Origin of the sequence: Nocardioides terrigena, assembly GCF_003047265.1 — a bacterium.
Taxonomy (GTDB): domain Bacteria; phylum Actinomycetota; class Actinomycetes; order Propionibacteriales; family Nocardioidaceae; genus Nocardioides; species Nocardioides terrigena.
In genome coordinates this window covers 321511-341645 of the sequence record NZ_PZYY01000005.1, presented here as the reverse complement: position 1 = coordinate 341645, position 20135 = coordinate 321511, and the positions used below count along the sequence as shown (strand labels likewise).

Below are 20135 nucleotides of genomic sequence, written 5' to 3'. Positions count from 1 at the left end.
TTCGTCCGGGGGTCCGGGGGTGCGACCCGTGATTCTTTTTACTACAATCTACTCCGTGGAAAATAATCAGCGCTCCCGAGCCGGTCTCGGGCCGCGTCCCGCGACCCCCCGTCGGCCGCTGTCCCTCTCCCGGTCGGCGATCCTCGAGCACCTGCGCGCCCAGCCCGAGCCGGTCACCCAGGCCGCCCTCGTGACGATCACCGGGCTCCACGGCAACACGGTGCGCGAGCACCTCGACGCCCTGGTCCGGTCGGGGCTGGCCCGCCGCGTGCGCGCCGAGCCGAACGGCCGCGGCCGGCCGGCCTGGCTCTACGACGCCATCTCCGAGGAGTCCACGAGCGAGTACGCCGGCCTCGCGGCCGCCCTGGCCGCGTCCATCGCCCGCACCAGTCGGCACCCCGGCGAGGACGCCGCCGCGGCCGGCGAGGCGTGGGGGCACGAGCTCGCCCGCGACCGGGCCGGGGCGGCGCCGGATCCGGCGGCCGCCCGGGGTGCCGTTCTGGATCTCCTGGAGGACCTGGGCTTCGACCCGCACCAGGACGCGGAAGACCCGTCGCGCGTCCGACTGGCGCGCTGCCCGCTCCTCGCGGCGGCCCACCGGCACCCCGAGGTCGTGTGCGGGGTGCACCTCGGGCTCGTCCGGGGCGCACTGGAGGAGTACGGCGCTGACCCCGCCGGCAGCGACCTCGTGCCCTTCGCGGCGCCGGGCGCGTGCCTCCTCGTGGTCCCGCCCCTCGACGAAGCCCCCTGATGGCCGTCGCACGTGGCCGCGGCTTCTGGCCGATGCGCGACCTGCCGGTGGTGGGCTGGTTGGCGGCCACGGTCCTGGTGGCGCTCGCCCACCCCTTCCTGCCGGTGCCACGCTGGCTGCTGATCCACCTCCTGCTGCTCGGCGCGGCGACCCACGCCATCGTGGTGTGGAGCCGCTACTTCACCGACGCACTGCTGCGCACGCGGAGCGAGGACCGGGACCGGACGGGGCAGGACCGACGGCTGGCGCTGCTCAACGTCGGCGTGCTCCTGGTCGGCGTCGGCATCGTCAGCACCGTGTGGCCGGTGACGGTCGCCGGCGCGGCGGCCGTCGTGGGGGCGGTCGGATGGCACGCCCTCACGCTCGTGGCCAGGCTGCGGGCCGCGCTGCCCGGCCGGTTCGACCTGACGGTCCGGTACTACGTCGCGGCGGCGGCGCTGCTGGCCGTCGGTGCCGGGCTGGGCATTGCGCTCGCCCGTGTCCAGGCCGATCCGTGGCACACCCGCCTGCTGGTCGCGCACGCCTCGGTCAACGTCCTCGGCTGGATCGGGATCACCGCACTGGGCACCCTGGTGACGCTCGGGCCGACGATCCTCCGGACCCGGATCGCGGACGGGGCGGAGCAGGCGGCCGCCCGGGCGCTCCCCCTGCTGGTGGCCGGGGTCCTGGCCGCGGCCGCGGGGGCGGTCGCCGACCTCCGCCCGGTCACCGGGCTGGGCTACCTCGCGTACCTCGCCGGGCTGGGCCTGCTCGTACGCGGCCTCGTGTCGGCGGCCCGCTCCGCCCCGCCGCGCTCGTTCCCGGCGTACTCGGTGGCCGCTGCCGTCGTGTGGCTCACCGGCTGCCTCGTCTCCCTCGTCGTCGTGGTGCTGACCGCCGGCTCCTGGGCCGACGTCGACTCCCGGTTCACGTGGTTCACCCCCTTCCTCGCCGCCGGCTTCGGGGCCCAGCTGCTCCTCGGGGCGCTGTCCTACCTGGTCCCGGTCGCGCTCGGTGGCGGCCCCGGACCGGTCCGGGCCGCCACCACGGTGCTCGACCGGTGCGGGCTGCTCCGCGTCGCGGCCACGAACGCCGCCCTGCTGGTGTGCGTGCTGCCGGTGGCTCCCGCCGTCCGGGTGCTGGCGTCCACGGTCGCCCTGGTCTCCCTGGCGTCGTTCCTGCCCCTCCTCGCGCTCGCCCTCCGCGCGTCCCGGGCCGTGCGGTCGGGTCGACGCGAGCCGCCGCCCCAGGCGTCCCCGGTGGGGCACCGACGTCGCCAGGCGGCCCTCGGGGTGGCGGTGGTGCTCGTGGCCGCGGCGGGAGGCGTGGCCGTGGACCGTGGCCTGGGAACGTTCGTCGGCACACCGGTCGCCGCCCGGGCGACGCCGACCGGACACACGACCGTGGTCGAGGTCGAGGCCCGGGACATGCGCTTCCACCCCGCCTCCGTCGACGTGCCCGCCGGTGACCGGCTGGTCATCGAGCTGAGCAACACGGACGACGAGGACGTGCACGACCTGGTCCTCGACGACGGCAGCGACACCGGGCGGCTATCCCCCGGCGAGTCGGCCACGCTGGACGTCGGCGTGGTGGGGCGCGACGTCGCCGGCTGGTGCTCGGTCGTCGGCCACCACCAGATGGGGATGGCGTTCGCCGTCCGCGTCGTCGGCGGTACGTCCGGCGACGGTCCCGCCGCGCCGGCCGCGCACTCCCAGCACTCTGAGCACTCCGAGCACGAGGGGTCCGGCCCGGATCCCGGGACGACCCCCGGTTCGTCGTTCCGGCCCCACGACCCGGCGCTGCCACTGGAGCCGCAGGGACGCGTGCACCGGCGCACACTGCACATGCGCGACGTCGTACGGGAGGTCGCTCCGGGGATCACCCAGCAGCTGTGGACCTACGGCGGATCCGTGCCCGGCCCGACGCTGCACGGGCGGGTGGGCGACCGGTTCGTGATCACCCTGGTCAACGACGGCACGCTGGGACACTCCATCGACTTCCACGCCGGCGAGCGCGCCCCCGACGATGTGATGCGCACGATCCCGCCGGGTGGTCGGCTCGTCTACCGGTTCACCGCCGAGCGGGCCGGAGTGTGGATGTACCACTGCTCGACGATGCCGATGTCGGCCCACATCGCGAACGGGCTCTTCGGCGCGGTCGTCATCGAGCCGCGCGACCTCGCGCCGGTGGACCGGTCGTTCCTGCTCGTGCAGTCCGAGCTCTACCTGGGGCCAGAGGGTGGCGAGGTGGATGCCGACAAGGCGAGCGCCGAGGATCCGGACCTGGTGGTCTTCAACGGCTACGCCGACCAGTACGACCACCGGCCGCTGCGAGTGCGCGCCGGCGACCGGGTCCGGATCTGGGTGCTGGACGCGGGTCCCAGCCGGGCCACGTCGTTCCACGTCGTCGGGGCGCAGCTCGACGCGACGTACGCCGAGGGTTCCTGGCTGCTGCGCGGCGGAAGCGGTGGGGCTCAGAGCCTGGCCCTCGCTCCCTCGCAGGGCGGGTTCGTCGAGCTGTCGCTGGACGAGCCCGGGGACTACCCGTTCGTCTCGCACGTGATGGTGGACGCCGAGCGTGGCGCCCACGGCATCCTGCGGGTCACCGACTGAGGCGCGCAGGCGAGCCTCAGGACGAGCGGGCGGCGATCGCCTCCACCTCGACGAGCTGGTCGGGATAGCCGAGCACCGCGACGCCGAGCAGGGTGCTCGGGGCGTCGTGGTCGCCGAAGGCTGCGCGCACCACGTCCCACGCGGCCACCAGGTCGGCACGGTTGGGGGACGCGACGTACACCGTGGTCCGGGCGACGTCGGTGAGGCCGCAGCCGGCGTCGGCCAGGGCGGTGACCAGGTTGGCCATCACCTGCCGCGCCTGCTCGGCCACGTCACCGGGTGCGACCACGTCGCCGTCGTCGTCCAGCGGGCAGGCCCCTGCGGTGAACACCAGGTCGCCGACACGGGACGCGTAGGCGTAGGGCGCGGAGTCGGTCAGGGTCGGGGACCGGAGCAGCTCGACAGGGCTCATGGGGGCACTGTGCCAAACCCCCGGCCACCGGAGATGGAGCAAGGCCCCCACCCGGAGGTGAGGGCCTTGCTGGTGGAGCAGTGAAAAGTGAAGCAGTGGACTCAGAAGTCCATGCCGCCCATGCCACCCATGTCGCCACCGCCGCCGCCCATGGCGGGAGCCTTCTCGGGCTTGTCGGCCACGACGGCCTCGGTGGTGAGGAAGAGCGCCGCGATGGAGGCGGCGTTCTGGAGGGCGGACCGGGTCACCTTGGCGGGGTCGATGATGCCCTCGGCGATCATGTCGACGTACTCGCCGGTGGCCGCGTTGAGGCCGTGGCCCGGGGTCAGGTTGCGCACCTTCTCCGAGACGACGCCACCCTCGAGACCGGCGTTGATCGCGATCTGCTTGAGCGGGGCCTCGATGGCGACCTTGACGATGTTGGCGCCGGTGGCCTCGTCACCCGACAGGTCGAGCTTGACGAAGGCCTCGGTGCCCGCCTGGACGAGGGCCACGCCGCCGCCGGCGACGATGCCCTCCTCGACCGCAGCCTTGGCGTTGCGGACGGCGTCCTCGATGCGGTGCTTGCGCTCCTTGAGCTCGACCTCGGTGGCCGCGCCGACCTTGATCACCGCGACACCGCCGGCCAGCTTGGCCAGGCGCTCCTGCAGCTTCTCGCGGTCGTAGTCGGAGTCCGACTTCTCGATCTCGGCGCGGATCTGGTTGACCCGGCCCTCGATCTGGCCCTGGTCGCCAGCGCCCTCGACGATGGTGGTCTCGTCCTTGGTGATGACGACCTTGCGGGCCTGGCCGAGGAGCTCGATGCCGGCCGACTCGAGCTTGAGGCCGACCTCCTCGGAGATGACCTGGCCACCGGTGAGGATGGCGATGTCCTGCAGCATGGCCTTGCGGCGGTCACCGAAGCCGGGAGCCTTGACGGCGACCGACTTGAAGGTGCCCTTGATCTTGTTGACGACCAGGGTCGACAGCGCCTCGCCGTCGACGTCCTCGGCGATGATCAGCAGCGGCTTGCCGGACTGCATGACCTTCTCCAGCAGCGGGAGGAGGTCCTTGACCGTGGAGACCTTGGAGTTGGCGATGAGGATGTAGGGGTCCTCCAGCACCGCCTCCATGCGCTCGAGGTCGGTGGCGAAGTAGGCCGAGATGTAGCCCTTGTCGAAGCGCATGCCCTCGGTCAGCTCGAGGTCGATGCCGAAGGTGTTCGACTCCTCGACGGTGATGACGCCTTCCTTGCCGACCTTGTCCATCGCCTCGGCGATGGCGTCACCGACGGTGGTGTCGCCACCGGCGGAGATGGTGGCCGTGGCCGCGATCTGCTCGCGGGTCTCGACCTCCTTGGCCATCGAGAGCAGCTGCTCGGAGACCGCGGTGACCGCAGCCTCGATGCCGCGCTTGAGGCCCATCGGGTTGGCGCCGGCCGCGACGTTGCGCAGGCCCTCGCGCACCATGGCCTGGGCCAGCACGGTGGCCGTCGTCGTGCCGTCACCGGCGACGTCGTCGGTCTTCTTGGCGACCTCCTTGACCAGCTCGGCGCCGATCTTCTCGTAGGGGTCCTCCAGCTCGATCTCCTTGGCGATCGAGACACCGTCGTTGGTGATCGTGGGGGCGCCCCACTTCTTCTCCAGGACGACGTTGCGGCCCTTGGGGCCGAGGGTCACCTTCACCGCGTCGGCGAGGGTGTTCATCCCGCGCTCGAGGCCGCGACGGGCTTCCTCGTTGAAAGCAATCAGCTTGGCCATACTCAGCGATTTCCTTCGTGATGAGTCTGTGTGGGTGGCGTCGGTGGGCTGCCCGCGACGGACGACCCGCACGGACCGACGGACCATTCCCGTCGACGTGCGGACCTCAGCGATCACCGATGCCGAGTTGTCACTCTCCTGATGAGAGTGCCAGCCTCATGTTTAGCACTCGACCCGGGCGAGTGCAAACAGCTCAGGGCCCGACGTGGACCGTCGGCTCGTGCTCCACCGGGAAGTTCACCGACGACGCGATGAAGCACGCCTCGCCCGCCTCGCGGTGGATCCGCAGGGCCACCTCGACCTGGGACTCGTCGGCGACGGTCACCACCGGGCGCAGGAGCACCCGGGTGAAGTGTCCGCCGATCCCCTGCTGCGCCATGGTGCCGACGGGCGAGTCGGCGTACGACGTCACGACGACGCCGTGGGTGACCGCCATGTGGAGGTAGGACAGCAGGTGGCACTGGGCCAGCGCCGCGACGAGCAGCTCCTCGGGGTTCCACCGCGAGGCGTCACCGCGGAAGGTCGGGTCCGCCGAGCCCTCGAGCGCCGGCTTGCCGGCCGCCCGCAGCACCACGTCGCGCGCATAGTCCCGGTAGCCGCTCGTGCCGCTGCCCCGGTTGCCCTGCCACTCGAGGTCGAGGGCGTAGGTGTGCTCCATGCGGCTCACCCCAACCGGGCGGCGACGAGGTCGGCGAAGGGGTCGGCGTTGGCGGGGAGCACGTCGAGGTAGAGGCCGGGCTCGATCAGCTCGAGCTCGGAGACCACCCACTCGTCGTCGTGGAGCAGCAGGTCGACGCGGACGTAGTCGAGCGGGCGTCCGAAGCGCTCGGCCAGCCAGGCGTCCGCGAGCGAGGCGACCTCCGCGACCACCGGGTCGATCGGCACCGGCCGGGAGGCCCCGCCGAACTCCTCGTGCACCCGCACCTCGTCGCCGGCGGGCAGCTTGTCGACCTGGGAGACCACCCGGCCCCCGATGACGAAGACCGACACCTCCCCGCGGGTGCGCACCGACTCGACGAGCGGCTGCGCGATCCACGGCCCGCCGACCGGTGGGTACGTCGGGTGGCTGCGGAGGGTCTGGCCGAGGCGGGGGTCGAGCGGGTCCGAGACCACGATCAGGCCGGCGCCGCCGGCGCTGACGCGCGGCTTGACGACCGCCGTGCCGAATTCGTCGATCGCGGCGGCGAACTCCGTCGACGAGGACGCGAGGCGGGTCGGGACCGCCGGGAGCGTCCCGAGGTCGGCGAGGTAGGCCTTGTCGTGGTTCCACGAGAAGACGTCGGCCCCGTTGAGGAGGCGGGACTGGTCGAGCGAGCGGGTCCAGTCGAGGAACTCCCCGGCGCGCGTGGCGTAGTCCCACGTGGACCGGACGACGACCAGGTCCGCGGCGTCCCAGTCGACGGCGTCGTCGTCCCACGCCGCCCACGCGTGGTCGATCCCGCGGGCGGCCAGGGCGGCGTCGAGCGCCTCGCTGCCGGGCTCGCCGTGGGGCAGGTCGGCACACGTGGCCAGCAGGACGGTCACGGGGTCTCCTCCGGGGTCGCAACGGGGGTTCCAGCGGGGCTGGCAGCCGGGTCGGGCGAGCTGCCGTGGAAGTGCCCGGAGCTGGTGTCGCGGTTGGTGCCCTCGCGGTTGTCACCCTTCTCGATGACGACGAGGTTGTGGTAGCAGTGCACGGCCCGGACGTGGGTGTCGGTGTAGGTCGGCTCGTAGCCCTCGACGAGCAGCTCCTCGTGGTTGAGGCCGTCGACGAGGTCCTTGACCATGTCCATCGACGTCCCCCGGGCCCGTGGGTCGAGCTGGCCGCCCCAGGCGGGCCAGTACGACGTCTGGGTGTCCTCGATGCAGTAGATCGCGCCGTCGGGGAGCAGCGGGAAGACGATGGAGAAGGTCTCGCGGACGTGGGCCGGCACGTGGCTGCCGTCGTCGATGACGACCGTCGGGACGCCCCGCTCCTCGAAGATCCGGCGGAAGACGTCGGGGTCCGTCTGGTCACCGCGGTAGGTCACGATCGGGCCCTGGTCGATGAAGGACTTGTCCTCGATGTCGAGACCGACGATCGTCGCCCGCGGGAAGAACCAGCGCCACATCTTCAGCGACGCCCCGCTGCGCTTGCGCCGGGCGTAGCCGCCCACCCCGATCTCCAGCAGGGTGAACTCCCGACGGCGCAGGTGCTGCAGGTGGCGCTCGTAGTGCGGGGTGTAGCGGTGCACGCCCCACTTGTCCGTGCCGAACTCCTCGGCCAGCTCGGTGAGGGACATCGCCCGCAGCCGGCGCCGGCGCTCGCGACGCCGCTGCTCCGGTGTCGGCTCCGCCGTCTCGCTGGCGGGCGGTACGGCGCCCTCGGGCGTCGCGCCGGGGAGGCGGCGGCGCACGGCGGAGACGACCTTGTGCGGGGAGAGGGAGACCACGACGGAACCCTAACGACCGGGGGCCGGCCGCCCTCACCCCCCGAGGACGAGGGAGAGCGCGATGGCGGCCATCACGACGGCGATCACCCCGTCGAGCACCCGCCAGGCCGCGGGCCGGGCGAAGAGCGGCGCCAGGCGGCGCGCGCCGTACGCGAGCCCGAAGAACCACACGAAGCTGGCCAGCACCGCCCCCGCCGCGAAGTACCAGCGCCCGTCGTCGCCGTGCTGGTTGGCGATCGAGCCGAGCAGCAGGACGGTGTCGAGGTAGACGTGCGGGTTGAGGAAGGTGAGCGCGGCGGCCGTGGTCAGCACCGGGCGCAGCCCGACCCGCGCGCCCCCGGTGGCCGCGTGCAGCTCGCCGGGGTGCACCGCGCGCCGGAGGGCGAGGACGGCGTAGCCGAGCAGGAAGGCCGCCCCCGCCCAGCGGACCACGTCCAGGACCACCGGCACCCGCTCCACGATCGTGCCGACGCCGGTCACCCCGGCGAGGATCAGCGCCGCGTCGGCGGCCGAGCACAGCAGTGCGACCGCTCCCACGTGCTCGCGCCGGATCCCCTGCCGCAGCACGAAGGCGTTCTGGGCCCCGATGGCGACGATGAGGGAGAGACCGGTCAGGAAGCCGGCGAGCACGGTGGTGGGCACGGCCCGAGGCTAGGCGGCGCACGCCGTTCCGCCACCGCTGCGCCGGAACGAGGCTCGCGTCTGGTTTAATATAAGTAAGTTGGTTGACTTTAGACAGTGGGGAGCGTCATGGAGGTCATCGTCGTCGAGGTCCCGGAGCTGGGGAACCACGCACACCTGGTCCACGACGGGGCGCACGCCCTGGTCGTCGACCCGCCGCGCGACTGGCGCCCGCTCGAGCTCGCCGCCGAGGAGGCCAGCGTCCGCATCGCGGCGGTCGCCGACACCCACGTGCACAACGACTACGTCTCCGGCGCCCCGGCCCTCGCCCGACGGCACGGGGCCGACTACTGGCTCTCCGCCGACGAGCGGGTGCACGTCGACCGCCTGGGCGTGCGCGGGGGCGACATCCTCGGCGTCGGCGACCTGGTCGTCCAGGTCCTGTCGACGCCGGGCCACACGTTGCACCACCAGTCGTTCCTGGTGACCGATCCCGAGTCCGGGGCCCGCACCGTGTTCTCCGGCGGGAGCCTGCTGCACGGCACGGTCGGTCGCACCGACCTGGTCGACCCGCTGCTGAGCCGGATGATGGGGCGCGCCCAGTGGGAGAGCGCCCGCCAGCTCGGTGCCCTCGACGACAGGGTGGCCCTCCACCCCACCCACGGCTTCGGCAGCCTCTGTGCCGCCACCGTCCCCGGGGACGGCGTGCACGGCACCATCGGCGACGAGCGCGAGACCAACCCCGTGCTCCGGACCACGCGGGACACCTACGTCGAGGCGCTCGTGGCCGGCTTCGGCCCGGTCCCCCGCTACTACCGCCACATGTCCGCCCTCAACCGGGCCGGCGCGGGGGCGACGCCGGTGCTGCCGCCGAGCGAGGTCGACGAGGTCGCGGTGCACGCCGCGGTCCGCGCGGGTTCCTGGGTGCTCGACCTCCGCTCGCGGCACGACTTCGCCCGCGCCCACCTCACCGGCTCGGTGAACATCGAGGACTGCCCGCAGCTCGCGACGTACGCCGGGTGGCTGGTGCCGTGGGGCACCGACGTCGTCCTGGTCAGCGACTCCACCGACGACCTCGCCGCCGGGGTGCACGACCTCGCCCAGATCGGGATGACGGTGCGGGCCACGCACCTCCTCGGCCCGGTCGACACCTGGCTCGACAGCACCGACTACCGCGTCGCCGACTGGGCGACGTACTCGCGCAGCCCGCGTGGCAGCGTCACCCTCGACGTGCGCCTCGACGCGGAGTACCACGCCTCGCACCTGCCCGACTCGATGCACATCCCCCTGCACGACCTCGACGGCGCGATCGGGCGCCTCCCCGCGGGCCAGGTGTGGGTGCACTGCCGGAGCGGCTTCCGGGCCGCCATCGCGGCCAGCCTGCTCGCCCGCCGCGGTCGCGACGTCGTGCTCGTGACCGACGACTGGGACGCCATCGAGTCCATCGGCCTCCCGACCGTGGCCAGCCGCCCGGCGGCCTGATCGCCGAGGACGTAGGGTCGAGGACAACGACCCGCCCACCGCCTCCGCCGGAGCGCGGCCACCGGTCGAGAAGGCGGTCGCCATGCCGACGCCCACCCCGTCCCTCCCTGCGTCCACGACGGCGGTCTCCCGCGGTCCCCTCCGCCTCCGCCTCGTGACTCCGGCCGGAGCCGGCCACCTCGACGGTGGCTGGTGGCCACGGGGTCGCGACCTCGCCACCGAGGTCGCCGACCTGGTCGACCACTTCCCGGCCCAGGTCGGGCGGATCACCCGCGTGCTGTTCTCACCGCCCGACTGGGACGGCGCCGTCCCCCACGTGACGGTCACCGGGCGTCAGGTCGAGACCGGCGCGTTGCCGCACGACGACACGCACCACGTCGACGTACGGACGACGGACGGCACGACGCTGCGACTCCTCGTCGTGCCGCCGGACTTCAACGACGCGGACGGCGAGGAGGCCCTGCTCGCGGCCGCCACGCCCGGCAACTCCCACGCCGCCGCCGACCTCCTGCGAGCCGTCACCGACGAGCCCGACGTCGACCCCCGCGACCGGTGGCGCGACGACGGCAGCGCCGGGTGGGGCTACGAGACTGCCGAACCGTCCGGCTGAGACCCCTGCCCGGGTGACCGCGCCGGCGCGTGGTGCCCGAACGGCACCGTCTCGGCGTACCCGAGCGCGGCCAGCACCGACGGCAGCATCGCCGACGCCGTCCGCTTGTAGCCGTGGGTGCTGGGGTGGAACCGGTCCAGGCTGAACATCTCGTCGGGGTTGGTGATGAAGAACGGGCCGACCACGTGCGCCAGCGACACCGCGCGGGCACCGGTCGCCAGGGCGGCGTCGCGCTGGGCGGCCGCCAGCTGGCGTGACGCCCGGGACCCGAGGGAGCGCAGCGGCTGGGGCACCGGCCGCAGGGCGCCGAGGTCCGGGCAGGTCCCCACCACGACCGGGGTCCCCCGCGCGCCCAGCAGCTCGATCGCGTCGGTGAGGTGTCGCACCGAGTCTGCGGTGGGCACCCGGTGGGTCACGTCGTTGCCACCGACCACGACGACGGCGACGTCGGCGCGGTAGCCCGGCGGGAGTCCGGCCAGCTGCCCCGCCAGCTCGGAGCTCTCCGACCCGACCCGGGCCGCGGTGTGCAGGCGGACGGCGCGCCCGGTGCGCTTGGCGACGCGCCTGGCCAGGCCACCTCCGAGCGTGTGCTTCGGCGCGTCGGCACCGAGCCCGGCCGCGATCGAGTCCCCGAGGACGAGCAGCTCGACCGGGTCGCCGTACCGCTTCTTCCAGACCTTGTCCGCGTCCGGGGCTACCTCCCCGAGAGCGTGGTGGTTGATGCGGGTGCGGGCGACGGCGGCCTGGCGGGTGAGCAGCTCGCGCGCGCCGTACGCCGCGGCGCCGGCGATCGCGCCGAGGGTCGCCGCGCCCAGTCCCAGCCGTGCCCAGCCTCGCGCGGTCCCGCTCGTCGTCATGGGCGCTTTCAACCAGACGCGACCCAACGCCGGGCCAACGGCGGTCGAGGGGCGGCCGTCGGGGACGCGACGGGACTGGTCCGAACGGACGAGCGGAACAGGACTTCGTACTCATGTGCGGGCCTCCCGGAAGAGAGATGGTGAACGCATGACCACCTCCACCCCGCAGAGGGAACCGCACGACCACCGTCGCGACGCGACCGCGGTCCAGCTCGGCTGGTTGCGTCGCGAGCTCGCCGACTGGCAGTCCGCCGGCATCGTCGACGCCACCCAGGCCGCCGCCATCTCCGATCGCTACCGCACCGTCTCGGAGACCCGGCGCTTCTCGCTCGGGCGCCTCCTCCTCGCCCTCGGGGCGCTGTTCGTCGGCGTCGGCCTCATCTGGCTGGTCGCCGCGAACCTCGACCAGCTGCCGCCCCTGCTCCGCTTCGCCGTCGTGGCGGCGTTCTGGCTGGCCTTCCTCGTCGGCGGGGAGCTCGCGGCACCCCGGCTGACGCCGGGCGTGCTCGGCGCGCTGCGGCTGCTCGCCGCGCTGACCTTCGGTGCGACGATCTTCCAGGCCGCACAGTCGATGCAGGTGCCGGCCTACGAGCCGCTGCTCCTCGGGCTCTGGTCGGCCGGCACCCTCCTGCACGCCTACCTGACCCGCGCGGTGACGCCGCTGCTGGTCGGCATCGCCACCGGTCTCGTCTGGTGGATCTGGCAGCCCCTGGCCGGGGCCGGGAGCGGTGCCGGTGCGGTGCTCGCGATCGGCACGGCATCGGTGCTGGCCGTGTCGCTGGCCGTCGTGCACGACCGCGGGCTGGAGCGCTTCGCGGCCGTCTGGCGCACCGTCGGCTGCGCGCTGGCCATGGTCACCCTGTTCGCGGCGGCCATCCCCTACACGACCACCGACGGCTTCGAGTGGAACGTGTGGCTCGTCCTCGGCCTGGTCGCCGCGCTGGCCGCGGCCACCGCGGCGCTCGCCCTCGCCCGGGGCACCGCCCGTCTCGAGCCGCTGGGGGCGCTCGGCGTCCTCGCGTTCTCCGTGCTGATGGTGCTCTGGGACACCGGGACCGACACCTCGTCGGTGGACGCGGCCGACTGGGCGCACGCCGCCGTGGGCGTCGCGGCGTACGTCGTCGTGGCCGTCGGCCTCGCTGCCCTCGGCACGCTGCGCGACACCCCGGCCCTCACCGCGATCGCGATGACCGCCCTGGTGGTCTTCACGACCTTCCAGAGCTTCGCGGTCTTCGCCGCGATCATCCAGGGCGCGTGGCTCTTCGTCGTCCTGGGCCTGGTCTTCCTGGGCACCGGGTTCCTCTTCGACCGGGCCCGCCGTGGGATCTCCGCCAACCTCGAAGGAGCCGACTCATGAACCGTCTGCTCACCGTCGGGGTCGTCGTCGCCGTCCAGGCCGCCCTGGTCGTCGTCGGCGTCGCCCCCCAGATCTCGGCCCGTGCCACCGGTGAGACGCACACCTTCCGCGTCGAGCCCGTCGACCCGATCGACCCCTTCCGCGGGGCCTACGTGACCCTCGGCTACCCCGACCTGCGGCACGACCGCTCCTCCGACGGCGGGGGCGGGCAGGGCTCGATGGACGACGGCGAGAGCGGCGCGCTCTACATCGTCCTCACCGAGGAGGACGGCCACAGCGTGGCGACCGACTACCTCCGGGAGCGCCCGGACTCCGGCACCTACCTCGCCTGCGACGACTCCGTGTGGCAGATCCGCTGCGGCATCGAGAGCTGGTTCCTCCCGCAGGACGAGGCCGCCGAGATGGAGCGGGTCCTGCGCGACGGCGCGGTCGCCGAGGTGCGGATCGACTCCCGCGGCAACGCCGCGCTCATGGACGTCCGCGCTGAGTGAGCGCCCGCGGGGGGAGCTCAGCCCCCCGCGACCGCCGGGATGACCGAGACCTGGGTGCCGTCGGGGGTCGCGGTGTCGAGGTTGTCGAGGAAGCGCACGTCGTCGTTGCCGACGTAGACGTTGACGAAGCGGCGCAGGCTGCCCGCCTCGTCGAGGATGCGGCCCTTGATCCCGGCGTAGCGGGCGTCGAGGTCGTCGAGCACCTCGGCCAGCGTGGTGCCGGACGCACTCACCTCGGACTCGCCGCCGGTGTAGGTGCGCAGGATGGTGGGGATGCGGACGGAAACGCTCACGGGTGTCTCTCCTGGACGAATCAGACGATGCCGGCGGCCGTGAAGGCACCGTACGACGGGTCGATGGTCGCGCGCGGGCCGACGTGGTCGGAGACCGCGTCGAGGGTCTTGAGGCCCATCCCGGTGTTGATGACGACGGTCTCGAGGGTGGGGTCGAGCTGCCCGCTCTCGACGAGCTTCTTGAGCACGCCGACCGTGGTGCCGCCGGCCGTCTCGGTGAAGATCCCCTCGGTGCGGGCCAGGAGCAGGATCCCCTCGCGTACCTCGTCGTCGCTGATGTCCTCGACGGCGCCGCCGGTCTGGCGGCAGATGTCGAGCACGTAGATGCCGTCGGCGGGGTTGCCGATGGCCAGGCTCTTGGCGATGGTGTCGGGCTTGACCGGGCGGATCGCGTCGACGCCGGCCTTGTAGGCGACCGAGACCGGCGAGCAGCCGGTGGCCTGGGCGCCGTACACCTTGTAGGGCTTGTCCTCGACGAGGCCGAGGGTGATGAGCTCCTGGAAGGCCTTGTGCACCTTGGTCAGCTGGGAGCCGGACGCCACCGGGATGACGATCTGGTCGGGCAGCCGCCAGCCGAGCTGCTCGGCGATCTCGTAGCCCAGCGTCTTGGAGCCCTCGGCGTAGAAGGGACGGACGTTGACGTTGACGAACGCCCAGCCCTCCTCCTCGCCGGCGATCTCGGAGGCCAGCTTGTTGACGTCGTCGTAGTTGCCGTTCACCGCGACGAGGTTGTCGGTGTAGACGGCCGAGTTGACCTGCTTGGGCTTCTCCAGGTTGCTCGGGATGAAGACGACCGTCTTGATCCCGGCCCGGGCCCCGGCCGCGGCGACGGCGTTGGCCAGGTTGCCGGTCGAGGGGCAGGCGAAGACCTTGGCGTCGAGCTCGATGGCCGCGCTCAGGGCGCAGGCGACGACGCGGTCCTTGAAGGAGTTGGTGGGGTTGGTCGAGTCGTCCTTGACCCACAGGTTGTCGATGCCGAGCTCGCGGCCGAGGTTGTGGGCCTTGAGCAGCCGGGTGTAGCCGGGCTCGGTGTTCTTGCTCTGCTCGATGTCGTCGGGCACCGGCAGCAGCGCCTTGTAGCGCCAGATGTTGTTGGGCCCGGCGGCGATCTCCTCGCGGGTGACGACCGGGAAGTCGTAGGAGACCTCCAGCGGGCCGAAGCACTCCGGACACGCGTAGAACGGGCCGAGCTCGACCTCGTGGCCGCACTCGCGACAAGCGAGCGCCCGGGCGTTGCCGAAGGCTCCCTCGCGCAGGGTGTGGCCGGTCTTCTGGCTGGTGTTCTCTGCAACGGCAGTCATGACTCGTCCTCCTTCTCATCTACCCCGGGCGACTTTCGCTCCGGGACGGAATTGGCACCGTTTCCACGACTGCCGCGTGCGGCAGGAGGTTCGTGGCGGTTGCCGGGACGTCGTCGGGCCGTTCCCTCAGTCCCTCGTGATGAGGTCTCTAGGTTAGGCAGGTCGTCTCAGCATGTGCACATCGAGTCCACATGCTGGAGAGGCGTGCCGCACGCCACTCAGGAGGTGCGGGCGACGGCGTCGGCCGTCAGCTGGCGCAGCAGGTCGAGCACCCCGTCGGGACCGGGTACGACGACGTCGGCGAGCGGCACCAGGGCGGACTGCTCGTCGGACGCGGCGGCCACCAGCAGCGTCGGCAGTCCCTGCTCGCGGAGGGCGGCGACGGCCTCGAAGGCCTCGATGTCGCCGAGGTCGTCCCCGGCGAAGAGGAAGCCGCCGGCCGACTGCTCGCGCACGAGGGTCTCCACCGCGTGCCCCTTGTGCATGCCGTCCGAGCGGACCTCGATCACGTTGCGACCCGGCTCGACGACGAGGCCGTGGCGGGCGGCCAGCTCGCGCATCGGCGGCAGCAACCGCTCGAACGCCGCCGCCGGGTCCTCGAGACGACGGGTGTGCACGGCGACCGCCAGCCCCTTCTCCTCGACGTGCGCGTCGCCGGCGTCCGCACGACGCATCAGGCCGGGGAGCTCGCGCTCGAAGGTGGACAGGCCGTGCGGGGGTCGCGGGGAGATCACCCGGCGGCTGGTCGAGGACCAGCGCTCGTTGCCGTACTGACCGAAGAGGAAGAGCTCCTTGCCGTGGTCGCCGATGGCGTCGCCGACCTCGTCGAGACCGCCGAGGGCCAGCGCCTGGCGGGCCGGACGTCCCGTGACCACCGCGACCGCGCGCACGACGTCGCTCAGCGCGACGAGGACCTCCGGCGCGTCCGGGTGGATGTGCGCCTCGCTCGGCTCGTCGACGATCGGCGAGAGGACGCCGTCGAAGTCGAGGCCGACGACGACCTGGTCGACGGCGCGGACGACGGCGTCGTACCGCTCACGGGCCTCGGGGGAGGTGAACTCCATGCCCCTCAGCCAACCACGACCGGTTGAAGACCGGACAACCAGTCCCGTCCGTGGGGTCGTCGGGACCGGTCAGGCGGCGTCGACGGTGAGGATGACGGTGAGGCGGTCCATCCGCATCGGCACGACCGCGGGCGCGGTCCGCTGGATGCCCAGGTCGAGGGCGAGCAGCTTGGCCGCGGCCTCGAGGCGGGCCGGGTAGTAGACCGTGGAGGCCGGGATGACGCCCTGCCAGTTGTCCTCGCCCACGACCTGCCAGCCGACCTGGGTCGCCTTGGCGGCGGTGCCGGCGGCAAGGCCCTTGATGCCGGAGTTGTTGTAGACCTCGACGTAGACCTCGCCGCGCTGGACCTCGGGCTTGGGCTTGGGCTTCTTGGTCGGGGCAGGCGTCGTCGGGACGACCTCGGGGGTCGGGGTCTCGGTGGCGGGGGCCGACGCGGTGGTGATGCGCCGCTCCGTGGGCTCCTCGTCAGAGGTGGCGACGAAGGCGAAGCCGGCCATCGCGACGGCGATGATGCTGAGCATCACCACGGGCGACGGGAAGGCCACGCCGCGCTCGTCACGGCGGCGGGAGGAGGCGGAGGACGTGCGGGACCGGAGCGGGGAAGAGGCGGTCATCGGTCTGCTCAGAGCTCGAAGCCGAGGCGGCGGGCCGAGCGCTGGCGCTGGCGGGAGGCACGCAGCCGGCGCAGGCGACGCACCAGCAGCGGGTCGGCCTCGAGGGCCTCGGGACGGTCGATGAGGGCGTTGAGCACCTGGTAGTAGCGCGTCGAGGACATGTCGAACTTCTCGCGGACCGCCTGCTCCTTGGCGCCGGCGTACTTCCACCAGTGGCGCTCGAACTCGAGGATGTCGCTGTCGCGCTGGGTCAGGCCCGGCGCTCCCGGCTCGTGACCCGGCTCGTGCGCGCCGGTGTGCTGGACGGCGTCGGCCATGTCGGTCTCCCCTTCGAAGGAACTGCTGTGGCACCACTCTAGGTGACGAACCACAGCGATGTCATTCGCCTTCGGCGAGTCGCACGGGCTTGTGGCGTGTCGGTGCAGTAGCGACCCCCTCAGGGGTGCTGTGCGGCTCGCTAGGGTGAGGCCCGTGACCACTCCAGGCCGCGCCGACCTCGTGATCGTCGCCAACAGACTCCCCGTCGACCGGGTGACCAATCCCGACGGCACCAACGACTGGCGGCGCTCCCCCGGCGGCCTGGTCTCGGCCCTCGAGCCGGTGATGCGGGCCAACGACGGCGCCTGGATCGGCTGGCCGGGCGCCCCCGACGACGACCTCGAGCCCTTCGTCGAGGACGGGCTCCAGCTGGTGCCGGTCCACCTGAGCGCCCAGGAGGTCGAGGAGTTCTACGAGGGCTTCTCCAACGGCACCCTGTGGCCGCTCTACCACGACGTCGTGGCCAAGCCCGAGTTCCACCGCGAGTGGTGGGACTCCTACGTCACGGTCAACCGGCGCTTCGCCGAGAAGAGCGCCGAGGTCGCCGCCGAGGGCGCCACCGTCTGGGTCCAGGACTACCAGCTGCAGCTGGTGCCCCAGATGCTGCGCGACCTCCGTCCCGACCTGCGCATCGGCTTCTACCTGCACATCCCCTTCCCCCCGGCCGAGCTCTTCAGCCAGCTGCCGTGGCGCCGGCAGATCCTCGAGGGGCTGCTCGGCGCCGACCTGATCGGCTTCCAGCTCGCGGGCGGCGCGGGCAACTTCGTGCGCCTCGTCCGCCACCGCGTCGGCCACAAGACGCACCGCGACCTCGTCTACCTGCCCGACGGCCGGACCGTGAAGGCCGCGGCGTTCCCCATCTCCATCGACACCGCAGGCTTCGAGGAGCTTGCCCGCTCCGAGGCCGTCCAGGAGCGGGCCGACGAGATCCGCGAGGCCCTCGGCAGCCCCCGCAAGGTCTTCCTGGGCATCGACCGGCTCGACTACACCAAGGGCATCGTGGCCCGGCTGCGCGCCTTCGGCGAGCTGATCGCCGAGGGCGAGCTCGACGTGGAGGACGCCGTCTTCGTCCAGGTCGCCACCCCGTCGCGCGAGCGGGTCGAGCAGTACCGCATCCTCCGCGACGACATCGACCGGCTCGTGGGCCGGCTCAACGGCGACCTCGGGCAGATCGGCAAGCCGGCCATCTCCTACCTGCACTCCTCCTACCCGCGCGAGGAGATGGCGGCGCTCTACCGGGCCGCCGACATCATGGTCGTCACGCCGTTCCGCGACGGCATGAACCTCGTCGCCAAGGAGTACGTCGCCTGCCGCTACGAGTCCGACGGTGCGCTGGTGCTCTCGGAGTTCGCCGGAGCCGCCGACGAGCTGCGGCAGGCCTGGCTGGTCAACCCCTACGACATCAACGGCATCAAGCAGGCGCTGCTCGACGCGTTCCACGCCGAGCCCAAGGAGACCACCCGCCGGATGAAGGCGATGCGCAAGACCGTCGTCGAGCACGACGTCGCGGCGTGGGCCGACAAGTTCCTCACCGAGCTGGCCACCGGGCAGCACGAGCACGACAAGAGCGTGCGACCCGCCCGCCGCAGCTGAGCGGCGTACGACGGGCGCCCGGTGCCGCGTCCGGGCCCGCCTCAGCGGGTGGTCGGGCGGGGCAGCGGTGACTCGCCCTGCGCCATCATGATCTCCTCGATCGTGGTGCGCAGGTCCGGGCCGATCGCGCCCCAGTCGTCCTCGTAGCCGTAGACGTCGTGCAGCGCCTCGGTGGAGCGGTGCCCGGTGAGGATGTCGACGTCCCACGGCGTGATGAGCCCGGGGTGCACGACCCCCACGGCCTCGGAGACCTTGAGCAGGTCCCGGCGCAGCGACCGGACGTAGTTGGCCGCCCGCACGCTCTTGAGCTCGACGTCGAGGCCGAAGGTGTAGCGCGGGTTCTGCGTCGCGATGCCCACCGGGCAGTGGTCGGTGTGGCACTTCTGGGCCTGGATGCAGCCGATCGACATCATCGCCTCGCGTCCGACGTTGATCATGTCGGCGCCGAGGGCGAAGGCGACGACGGCGTTCTCCGGGATGCCGAGCTTGCCCGCCCCGATGAAGGTGACGTCGTCGGTGAGACCGGCCGCGGCGAAGCGCCGGTAGACCTGGCTGAAGGCGATCCGGAACGGGTAGGCCACCGAGTCGGCGAAGATCATCGGCGCCGCGCCGGTGCCGCCCTCGCCCCCGTCGATGTTGACGAAGTCGACGCCCCGGCCGCCCGCGGCCATCGCCTCCACCAGCTGGTCCCAGAGCGTCATGTTGCCGACCGCCGACTTCACGCCGACGGGAAGGCCGGTGGCGTCCGCGACGGTCTCCACGAAGTCGAGCATCGAGTCGACGTCGTCGAAGACGGCGTGCCGGCTCGGGGAGGCGCAGTCCTCGCCCGCGGGGATGCCGCGGATCTCGGCGATCTCGGCGCTGACCTTCTCCCCCGGCAACATGCCGCCGAGGCCGGGCTTGGCGCCCTGGGACAGCTTGATCTCGATGGCCCGCACCGGCGCCGACTGGACCAGGTCGACGAGTCGGGGCAGGTCGAAGCGGCCCTGCTCGTCGCGGCAGCCGAAGTAGCTGGTGCCGATCTGGAAGACGATGTCGCCGCCGTTGCGGTGGTACGGCGAGAGCGCGCCCTCGCCGGTGTTCTGGAAGCAGCCCGCCATCGCGGCACCCTGGTTGAGCGCCTCGATCGCCTTGCCGGAGAGCGAGCCGAAGCTCATCCCCGAGATGTTGACCACCGAGGCGGGCCGGAAGGCGTGCCGGCGGCCGCGGGCGGCCCCCATCACCTTGGCGCTCGGCAGGGTGATCTCGTCGTCGGCGTGCGGCATGGTCGCCGCGCCCGGGCCCATGAAGGTCCGGTGCTTGATGATCGGGTAGCCCTCGACCCGCTCCATGTCGTTGTCGGTGCCGAAGCCGAAGTAGTTGTTCTCCAGCTTGGAGCTCGCGTAGATCCACCGCCGCTGATCGCGGCTGAAGGGCCGCTCCTCGTCGTTGCTGGTGACGATGTACTGCCGCAGCTCGGGTCCGAAGCGCTCCAGGAAGAACCGCAGGTGCCCGGCCACCGGGAAGTTGCGGATGATCGCGTGGTTACGCTGGGTGACGTCGTGCGCGACGAGGCCGGCGAGGGCGCCGGCGCCGAGGGCGGCGAGGTTCCACTTCATGGGTCGTGTCTAGTCCTGACCCGGTCCGCGG

20 protein-coding genes and 1 riboswitch are annotated in these 20135 nt (G+C 72.4%); of the genes, 7 read left to right on the top strand and 13 right to left on the bottom strand.

Annotated features, from left to right (window positions below; genetic code table 11):
- The first annotated feature begins 55 nt into the window (after positions 1-55).
- Both DAE25_RS13195 and DAE25_RS24145 read left to right on the top strand, forming a co-directional pair.
- Positions 56-751 (top strand): helix-turn-helix transcriptional regulator, encoded by a 696-nt coding sequence (locus tag DAE25_RS13195; RefSeq protein WP_234411028.1) that lies wholly within the window; start codon positions 56-58, stop codon positions 749-751.
- Positions 751-3342, top strand: a complete 2592-nt coding sequence (locus DAE25_RS24145; RefSeq protein ID WP_199907571.1) for a multicopper oxidase domain-containing protein — start codon at positions 751-753, stop codon at positions 3340-3342. The genes DAE25_RS13195 and DAE25_RS24145 overlap by 1 nt, the downstream gene beginning before the upstream one ends.
- 16 nt (positions 3343-3358) lie before the next feature.
- Here DAE25_RS24145 and DAE25_RS13185 read toward each other — a convergent pair whose 3' ends face one another.
- The 6 genes from DAE25_RS13185 to DAE25_RS13160 form a co-directional block, all read right to left on the bottom strand.
- A complete protein-coding gene (locus tag DAE25_RS13185; protein WP_107766634.1) occupies positions 3359-3754 on the bottom strand; it encodes a RidA family protein in 396 nt (131 codons plus the stop codon).
- A gap of 101 nt (positions 3755-3855) precedes the next feature.
- Positions 3856-5493, bottom strand: a complete 1638-nt coding sequence (gene groL, locus DAE25_RS13180) for a chaperonin GroEL (RefSeq protein WP_107766633.1) — start codon at positions 5491-5493, stop codon at positions 3856-3858.
- Positions 5494-5686: 193 nt separating this feature from the next.
- Positions 5687-6151, bottom strand: a complete 465-nt coding sequence (locus DAE25_RS13175; protein WP_107766632.1) for an OsmC family protein — start codon at positions 6149-6151, stop codon at positions 5687-5689.
- Positions 6152-6156: 5 nt separating this feature from the next.
- The gene (locus tag DAE25_RS13170; RefSeq protein ID WP_107766631.1) at positions 6157-7017 is read right to left on the bottom strand and encodes an ATP-grasp domain-containing protein; all 861 of its coding nucleotides are present in this window, start codon (positions 7015-7017) and stop codon (positions 6157-6159) included.
- Positions 7014-7904 (bottom strand): methyltransferase, encoded by an 891-nt coding sequence (locus DAE25_RS13165; protein ID WP_107766630.1) that lies wholly within the window; start codon positions 7902-7904, stop codon positions 7014-7016. Before DAE25_RS13165 ends, DAE25_RS13170 begins: the two co-directional genes overlap by 4 nt.
- 33 nt (positions 7905-7937) lie before the next feature.
- Positions 7938-8546 (bottom strand): LysE/ArgO family amino acid transporter, encoded by a 609-nt coding sequence (locus tag DAE25_RS13160; protein ID WP_107766629.1) that lies wholly within the window; start codon positions 8544-8546, stop codon positions 7938-7940.
- Positions 8547-8642: 96 nt separating this feature from the next.
- Between DAE25_RS13160 and DAE25_RS13155 the strand changes: the two genes are divergently transcribed.
- Positions 8643-10007, top strand: coding sequence for a rhodanese-like domain-containing protein (locus DAE25_RS13155; protein WP_159083722.1), 1365 nt, complete (start codon positions 8643-8645; stop codon positions 10005-10007).
- Positions 10008-10089: 82 nt separating this feature from the next.
- Positions 10090-10617, top strand: a complete 528-nt coding sequence (locus DAE25_RS13150; protein ID WP_107766627.1) for a DUF5994 family protein — start codon at positions 10090-10092, stop codon at positions 10615-10617.
- Here the strand turns inward: DAE25_RS13150 and DAE25_RS13145 are convergent.
- Positions 10590-11474 carry an SGNH/GDSL hydrolase family protein gene (locus DAE25_RS13145; protein ID WP_107766626.1) on the bottom strand — a complete coding sequence of 295 codons (885 nt, stop codon included), beginning with the start codon at positions 11472-11474 and terminating at the stop codon, positions 10590-10592. The two genes, DAE25_RS13150 and DAE25_RS13145, sit on opposite strands and share 28 nt — an antisense overlap.
- A gap of 148 nt (positions 11475-11622) precedes the next feature.
- Here DAE25_RS13145 and DAE25_RS13140 point away from each other — a divergent pair, with 148 nt between their 5' ends.
- Entirely contained in the window at positions 11623-12831 is a 1209-nt protein-coding gene (locus tag DAE25_RS13140; RefSeq protein WP_159083721.1) for a DUF2157 domain-containing protein, read from the top strand.
- Positions 12828-13322, top strand: a complete 495-nt coding sequence (locus DAE25_RS13135) for a GDYXXLXY domain-containing protein (protein ID WP_107766624.1) — start codon at positions 12828-12830, stop codon at positions 13320-13322. The genes DAE25_RS13140 and DAE25_RS13135 overlap by 4 nt, the downstream gene beginning before the upstream one ends.
- A gap of 17 nt (positions 13323-13339) precedes the next feature.
- Here the strand turns inward: DAE25_RS13135 and DAE25_RS13130 are convergent, their stop codons facing one another.
- From DAE25_RS13130 to DAE25_RS13110, 5 genes are all read right to left on the bottom strand, one after another.
- Positions 13340-13615 carry a MoaD/ThiS family protein gene (locus tag DAE25_RS13130; protein WP_056887047.1) on the bottom strand — a complete coding sequence of 92 codons (276 nt, stop codon included), beginning with the start codon at positions 13613-13615 and terminating at the stop codon, positions 13340-13342.
- Between the two features lie 20 nt (positions 13616-13635).
- Positions 13636-14916 carry a threonine synthase gene (gene thrC / locus DAE25_RS13125; protein WP_107766623.1) on the bottom strand — a complete coding sequence of 427 codons (1281 nt, stop codon included), beginning with the start codon at positions 14914-14916 and terminating at the stop codon, positions 13636-13638.
- Between the two features lie 12 nt (positions 14917-14928).
- Positions 14929-15062: riboswitch (SAM riboswitch) on the bottom strand.
- Between the two features lie 72 nt (positions 15063-15134).
- Complete coding sequence (gene otsB / locus DAE25_RS13120; protein WP_107766622.1) at positions 15135-15980, bottom strand: trehalose-phosphatase; 846 nt, start codon at positions 15978-15980, stop codon at positions 15135-15137.
- Between the two features lie 69 nt (positions 15981-16049).
- The gene (locus DAE25_RS13115; protein WP_107766621.1) at positions 16050-16595 is read right to left on the bottom strand and encodes a LytR C-terminal domain-containing protein; all 546 of its coding nucleotides are present in this window, start codon (positions 16593-16595) and stop codon (positions 16050-16052) included.
- 8 nt (positions 16596-16603) lie between these two features.
- Positions 16604-16912: a DUF3263 domain-containing protein gene (locus DAE25_RS13110; RefSeq protein ID WP_056887043.1), complete on the bottom strand. Its 309-nt coding sequence runs from the start codon at positions 16910-16912 to the stop codon at positions 16604-16606.
- 154 nt (positions 16913-17066) lie between these two features.
- Here DAE25_RS13110 and DAE25_RS13105 point away from each other — a divergent pair, with 154 nt between their 5' ends.
- Positions 17067-18506 carry an alpha,alpha-trehalose-phosphate synthase (UDP-forming) gene (locus DAE25_RS13105; protein ID WP_325050373.1) on the top strand — a complete coding sequence of 480 codons (1440 nt, stop codon included), beginning with the start codon at positions 17067-17069 and terminating at the stop codon, positions 18504-18506.
- A 41-nt stretch (positions 18507-18547) separates the two neighbouring features.
- Here the strand turns inward: DAE25_RS13105 and DAE25_RS13100 are convergent, their stop codons facing one another.
- Positions 18548-20104, bottom strand: a complete 1557-nt coding sequence (locus DAE25_RS13100; RefSeq protein WP_107766619.1) for an FMN-binding glutamate synthase family protein — start codon at positions 20102-20104, stop codon at positions 18548-18550.
- Positions 20105-20135: the final 31 nt, after the last annotated feature.